Origin of the sequence: Acidovorax sp. HMWF018 (assembly GCF_003061035.1) — a bacterium.
Lineage (GTDB): Bacteria > Pseudomonadota > Gammaproteobacteria > Burkholderiales > Burkholderiaceae_C > Acidovorax > Acidovorax delafieldii.
Window position 1 is genome coordinate 1 of record NZ_QAIM01000271.1, and the last position, 6,645, is coordinate 6,645.

Annotated in this window: 5 protein-coding genes; all 5 read left to right on the forward strand. The window is 62.3% G+C overall.

The annotated features are described in order from the left end of the window. Window positions 1-62 precede the first annotated feature (62 nt). On the forward strand, window positions 63-3,068 hold the full coding sequence (locus tag DBR23_RS10210; protein WP_108498168.1) for a molybdopterin cofactor-binding domain-containing protein: 3,006 nt from the start codon (window positions 63-65) through the stop codon (window positions 3,066-3,068). Then, entirely contained in the window at window positions 3,065-3,880 is an 816-nt protein-coding gene (locus DBR23_RS10215) for a xanthine dehydrogenase family protein subunit M (RefSeq protein WP_108498169.1), read from the forward strand. The genes DBR23_RS10210 and DBR23_RS10215 overlap by 4 nt, the downstream gene beginning before the upstream one ends. Then, on the forward strand, window positions 3,877-4,380 hold the full coding sequence (locus DBR23_RS10220) for a (2Fe-2S)-binding protein (protein ID WP_108498170.1): 504 nt from the start codon (window positions 3,877-3,879) through the stop codon (window positions 4,378-4,380). The genes DBR23_RS10215 and DBR23_RS10220 overlap by 4 nt, the downstream gene beginning before the upstream one ends. Then, on the forward strand, window positions 4,373-5,920 hold the full coding sequence (locus DBR23_RS10225) for an AMP-binding protein (protein ID WP_108498171.1): 1,548 nt from the start codon (window positions 4,373-4,375) through the stop codon (window positions 5,918-5,920). Before DBR23_RS10220 ends, DBR23_RS10225 begins: the two co-directional genes overlap by 8 nt. Before the next feature lie 60 nt (window positions 5,921-5,980). Continuing rightward, on the forward strand, window positions 5,981-6,645 hold a 665-nt coding region (locus tag DBR23_RS10230; RefSeq protein WP_108498172.1), incomplete at its 3' end, for an enoyl-CoA hydratase/isomerase family protein.

The window sequence follows — 6,645 nt, forward strand, 5'->3', positions numbered from 1 at the left end:
ACCTTGTTTCCTGACACTGGCGCTGCAGAAAAAGCAGCTGCCAGACAGCTCAGGAGACAAAATTGCACTCAGACCCTTTACTCGCAGAGGCGGCCCGCCAAGCCTGGGTTGGCCAGCGCATTGAGCGTTTGGAAGATGACGCCCTGTTGAACGGCAGGGGCGCTTTCGCAGATGACATCGGCGTTCGCCCCGGCACGCTCGAGGCTGCGGTTCTACGCTCCCCTCACCCCCATGCACGGCTGCTTAGGGTCGACGCAACCAAGGCTCTGGCGCTTCCTGGCGTGCGCGCAGTTTTGACCGGAGAGGATGTCAAGGCGTGGGCACAGCCTTTCGTGGTGGGAGTGAAGCAACCCATGCAGCACTGGGTTCTCGCCGTGGACCGTGTGCGTCACGTCGGCGAGCCGGTCGCCGTGGTGGTGGCAGAAGACCGCTACATCGCTGAAGATGCGCTAGACCTCGTTCAGGTCGAATATGAGCCACTGTCCGTGGTCTTGGAGATTAAACAAGCGCTCTCGGAGGCGTCTACGGTGCTGCATGAAGCCGTGGGCTCCAACGTCGTCTCGGACAGGGCGTTCCGATATGGTGACCCAGAGTCGGCGTTCAACGCGCCTGGTGTTCGCACCGTCGGCACCACGGTTCATTACCCGAGAAACACATGCGCTCCGATGGAGTGTGGCGTTGTCATCGCCGAGCACCTGCCGGGCGACGAGGGCTATGACGTCCTCTCCAATTTCATGGGACCGTTCTCCTTGCATGCCGTCATGGCGATGGCGTTGAAGGTGGCGGGCAACAAGCTGCGCCACCGTGTACCGCGCGACTCGGGCGGTAGCTTCGGCGTAAAGCAGGCTGTTTTCCCCTACGTCGTCATGATGTGCCTGGCATCCCGCAAGGCCGGCGCACCGGTGAAATGGGTGGAAGACCGGCTTGAACATTTGAGTGCGGCGACCTCCGCCACCGCACGGCTGACCCACATTGAAGCCGCGGTGACGCCAGACGGGCGGATCCTGGCGCTCCGGTACGACCAGGCCGACGAGGTCGGGGCCTATCTGCGTGCGCCTGAGCCCGCCACGTTCTATCGTATGCACGGAGCGCTCACGGGTCCGTATGCCATCGACAACCTGTCCGTGCGAAACCGCGTTGTCGTCACAAACAAAACACCCACTGGGCTCGTTCGCGGCTTTGGTGGGCCCCAGGTGTACTACGCCCTGGAGCGACTGATAGACCGCGTCGCGGTGGCGCTCGCCATCGACCCGGTCGAACTGCGCCTTCGCAACTTCGTGCCATCCGATGCCTTTCCCTACACCGCTGCTGCTGGCGCGGTGCTTGACTCGGGTGACTACACACGCCTTGCGATGATGGCCATGGCCGAAGCGGATGTTCATCAGCTGCGAGAGCGACAAGCAGCCGCACGTGCGGCGGGAAAGCTGTACGGGATTGGAGTGGCGGCCATCGTGGAGCCATCGGTGTCCAACATGGGCTACATCAGCACCGTTCTCACGCCCGAGCAGCGGGCCAAGGCAGGTCCGAAGAACGGCGCGATTGCCAGTGCCACGGTCGCCATCGACCTGCTGGGCGGGATAAACGTTACCATCGCGTCCGCCCCTGCAGGCCAAGGCCACATGACGGTATGCGCTCAGGTGGTGGCCGACGTGTTTGGTCTCGAGCCGTCACAGGTGGTGGTTAACGTCGAGTTTGACACCGCCAAGGATGCCTGGAGCGTGGCTGCAGGCAACTACAGCAGCCGCTTTGCAGGCGCCGTTGCCGGAACCGTGCATCTGGCAGCTCAACGCCTTCGCGACAAGGTCTCTCGCATTGCGGCGGCAGGCTGGGGATGTCCCGCTGAAGATGTGTGCTTCGAAGGCGGACAGGTCTTCAATCGTGAGCAGCCATCGCAGAGGCAGCCGTTCACCCGCATTGCCGCCAGCCCGCACTGGGCACCGGGACTACTGCCTTATGGCGTGGAGCCCGGTCTGCGGGAGACCGCGTTCTGGACGCCGGAAACCCTGCGCGCTCCTGACGCGCAGGACCGTGTCAACACCTCTGCCGCTTATGGATTCGTCTTCGACGTCTGCGGACTCGAAATCGACCCCAATACGGGTGCTGTCGTGGTCGACCGTTACATCACTGCGCACGACGCCGGCCGACTTCTGAATCCGGCACTGGCCGACGGCCAGATCCGTGGTGCCTTCACGCAGGGGCTGGGTGCTGCGTTGCTCGAAGAGTTCCGCTACGGTGCAGACGGCAGTTTTCAGAGCGGGACGCTGGCCGACTACCTGATGCCAACGGCCTGCGAGACGCCTGACCCGGTCATCGTCCACCTGGAGACGCCAAGCCCTTTTACCCCATTAGGTGCCAAAGGTTTGGGCGAAGGCAACAACATGAGCACGCCTGTGTGCATTGCCAACGCATTCAGCGACGCGCTGCGGCCCTTGGGCGATGTGGAGGATGTGAGGCTTCCGCTGACTCCTGCTCGTGTTCTTGAGCACCTTCAAACGCCTGACCCAGAGTCGACGAATCCGCTCGCTCGCAAAGCGGCGCCAGCACCTGCTCCAGCTGGCGAGGGGCTCGCGCTGTCCGCACAGGGCACGGTGGAAATTGCCGCCACGCCTGAGCGTGTGTTCGCGGTGCTGCTGGACCCGGTTGCACTTGCTAAGGTCATTCCTGGCTGCCACGAGTTGAAGACCGACGGGGAGGGTCGATATCGCGCAGACGTGACCGTCGGCATTGGACTCATCAAAGCCAGGTACGAGGCCCTCATCAAGCTGTCGGACATCCAACCGCCGCACAGCCTGCGTTTGGCAGGCAGTGGCAGCTCAAGCCTTGGCACAGGTGCGGGGGATGGCCTGGTTCGACTGGAAGCAACACCCACAGGCACCCGTCTGCACTACGACTACAGAGCGCAAGTCGGTGGAAAGGTCGCCATGGTGGGAAGCCGGATGATTGAGAGCGCCGCCAGAGTCATCGTTGCTCAACTCTTCGAGTCGCTGGGTCGCCAGGCCTCGGGCGGAGGTGATGCAAACGTCTCATGGTGGCGTCGCCTGCTGATTCGCCTGGGAGTCACTCAATGAAGCCACCACTCTTCGACTATGTCCGTGCCGACAGCGCTGAAGCTGCCGCGCAACACCTAGAACGTTTCGGCGAAGGTGCCCGGATTCTTGCTGGCGGACAGTCGCTGATGGCTGTGCTGAACATGCGGCTTGCGCAGCCCTCTTTGCTGATTGACATCTCGCGCTGCGAATCCCTCTCGATGATTGAGGTCCGCTCCAGGGAAGTGAGGGTCGGTGCGGCAGTGACCCAAGCGCAGCTTCAGGCCCACCCGGATGTCCCCCCGCTGTTGAAGCTGGCCCTGCCCTACATTTCCCACTTTCAGATTCGAAATCGGGGAACGGTCTGTGGCTCGATTGCTCACGCCGACCCATCGGCCGAGCTGCCACTGTGCCTGCTCGCACTCAAGGGGGTTGTCCATCTGCTCAGCTCTCGTGGACGTCGCGATGTGCCTGCCTCCGAGTTCTTCACCGGGCTACTGAGCACCGCGCGCGCCAACAATGAACTGATTGAAGCGGTGAGCTTTCCGCGTCCGGCGGGCGGGCAGGGGTTTGGCTTTGCCGAACACTCGCGCCGCCATGGTGACTTCGCCCTTTGCGCAGTGGCTGTGGTGTCAGATGCAAAAGAACTGCGAGTGACCGTGGGAGGGCTTGGTGACAGACCTCACGCCGAAGTCATTCCCCAACTTGAGGGCAATGCACTTGACAAGGCGTTGAACGAGCTCGCCTGGTCTCTTGATGTGCGCGACGACCCGGCCACCCCCGCAGCGACGCGGCGCCATCTGTTACGTCGCCTGGCTGTCCAGGCCATCCAGCAAGCACGGAGACAAACATGAATACCCCAATTCTCGACAAGGGAGGCTTGCACCTGGTGCAGCTCATCCTGAATGGGCGGAGCCGCTCGGGCCGCGCACAACCTCGAACCCTGCTGAGTGATTTTCTACGCCACGAACTGGGCGCAACAGGCACGCACGTGGGATGCGAGCACGGGGTCTGTGGCGCCTGCACGGTCCGGATCGATGGCGTGGCAAGCCGCTCCTGCCTGACGCTTGCGGTGCAAGTCGACGGTCGTCGTGTTGACACGGTCGAAGACTCGGAGAACCAAGATTATTACCTCGTTCGCCTCAAGGCTGCGTTCAAGCGACACCACGCGCTGCAGTGCGGCTTTTGCACCGCAGGAATTCTGATGTCCAGCGCAGATTGGTTGAAGCGTCAGCACGACGCTGGCCACCAACCCAGTGAGCATGAAGTACGCGACATGCTCAGCGGCCACATTTGCCGCTGCACGGGATACACCCCCATCGTAAACGCCGTCCTGGAGGTGTCCCGTGCTTGACCTTGGAAGAACCTTTTTGCAGAGCGTTGACCGCTCTGCCAACACGACAGCACTTGTCGACGGCTCAGTTCGGCTCACCTGGGGTGAGTGGGCCCGCGCCATCGGCGGCGTCCAGCGTGGCCTGGCAGCCCTGGGATTGCGTCATGGGGACCATGTCCTCAGTGTGCTGCAAAACCGGTACGAAGCGGCCACCTTGCACTGGGCCTGCCAGTTCTCTGGCCTCGTGATGACGCCACTGAACTGGCGCGCCAAGCCCGAGGAGATTGACTACGTGCTGCGTGACTCCGAGGCACGTCTTCTGGTGTTCGAGGCTGCGTCGGAAGAGTCGCTGGAGAGCTCCGTTCTCGGCAAGACCGTCACGCGCATGGCCGTGGGCACGGTGCGTAGTGAGGCGCCCCGCTTTGATGACTTGCTCAAAGAACGCCGAGACCCCACACCTTTGGCCCGCGCCGAAGACCTGTCCTTGATGCTCTACACGTCGGGCACAACGGGCGCGCCCAAGGGCGTCCCACGGCGCCAGCGTACGGAGAGGGTGGCGGCACTCGCCCACGTGGCTCAAAACCGCTACGCGTACGGGGAACGCACCCTTGGCGTGATGCCTCTGTACCACACCATGGGTGTGCGTTCTCTGCTGACGATGGCCCTTGTTGATGGGCGCTTTGTCTGCATGCCCCGATTTGATGCCGCCACGGCGTTGAGAGCTATCGAATCGGAGCGGGTGAGTCATCTGTACCTCGTGCCCACGCTGTACCACGACCTCCTTGCGCACCCAGAGTTCAAGCGAACTGACACCCACTCGGTGCGCAAGCTCGGCTTTGCCGGTGCTCCCATGCACGACGCGCTGCTGCTGCGGCTTCAGCAAGCGTTCCAGCCCGAACTCTTCGTCAACCACTACGGCAGCAGCGAGATCTACACGTTCTCAATCAATCAGGACGCCGTGGGTAAGCCCGGCTCTGCGGGACGGGCAGGCATCAACACACGACTGCGTGTCATCAAGCTCGATGCCAAGAGCCCGGAAGACGTGGCAGCGCCTCTCGAAGAAGGCCAGATTGTGGCCGAGCTCCTCAGCGACGAAGCGTTCGAGGGTTATCACAACCGCCCCGAAGCGAACGCGCGGAGCCTGCGTGACGGCTGGTACTTCACGGGCGACACGGGTTACCTCGACGCAGAGGGTGACCTCTTCGTGACCGGTCGCGTCGACGACATGATCATCAGCGGCGGCGAAAACATCTCACCCGTGGACATCGAGTCGGTGCTCTCTTTGCACCCCAGTGTCGATGAGGTGGCTGTAGCGGGCCTGAAGGACGAGCGATGGGGGCAGCGGGTGGTGGCGTTCGTGAAGACCCATGACGCCGTAGGGGCTGATGCCCTGGATGCCCACTGCCGCGCCTCTGACCTCGTGAACTTCAAGCGCCCTCGCGAGTACGTATTCGTTCGCGAAATCCCCAAATCCCCTGTCGGAAAGGTCCTGCGCCGCAAGTTGGTAGCAGGCGAATTTGAAGCTGCGCCACCTCCGCTGCCTGTGGTGCCACCCGCTTGATGCGTGTCCATCAATCCATTCATTTCTTCAAACCCTCTTTAACCAGTCGCAAAGGAAATCATGCAACTCAATGACCTCAACCATCCTGCGCTCACCCTGAGCGCCACCCTGGACGGCTACCGCGTGGAGATAGACCCATCGCGTGAACGCGCTGACATCGTTCTGTGCCGTCCCCCTTTCAATGTGATCTCCATGACCCAGCGAGAGCAGCTGCGCATCACATTTGAAGCGCTGGATGCCAACGACAGCGTGCGCGTCATCGTCCTTCGCTCGGAAGGAGAGCACTTCTCCAGCGGCGGCAACATCAAGGGCTTCCTTGAGGCCTCTCCCGAGCACGTGAGCAAGCTCGCATGGAACGTTGCAGCACCCGCCCGCTGCAGCAAGCCTGTCGTGACCGCTGCCCGTGGCTACTGCTTTGGTGTGGGCTTTGAACTCTCCCTGGCGTGCGACTTCCGTCTCGTAACACCCACCACGCTGTATGCGCTGCCCGAGCAAAAGTTGGGCCAGATTCCTGGCTCCGGCGGCTCTGCACGTCTGCAGAAGATGGTTGGTATCACGCGCACGAAGGACATCGTGATGCGCAGTCGTCGCATCACGGGCCCGCAGGCCTACGACTGGGGTGTAGCGACCGAGTGTGTGCCCGATGCGGAGCTGGAAGCAGCAACCGACGCACTGGTCGACGAGCTTCGTGGTTTCTCCCCTCTTGCCCAACGTACTGCAAAGAA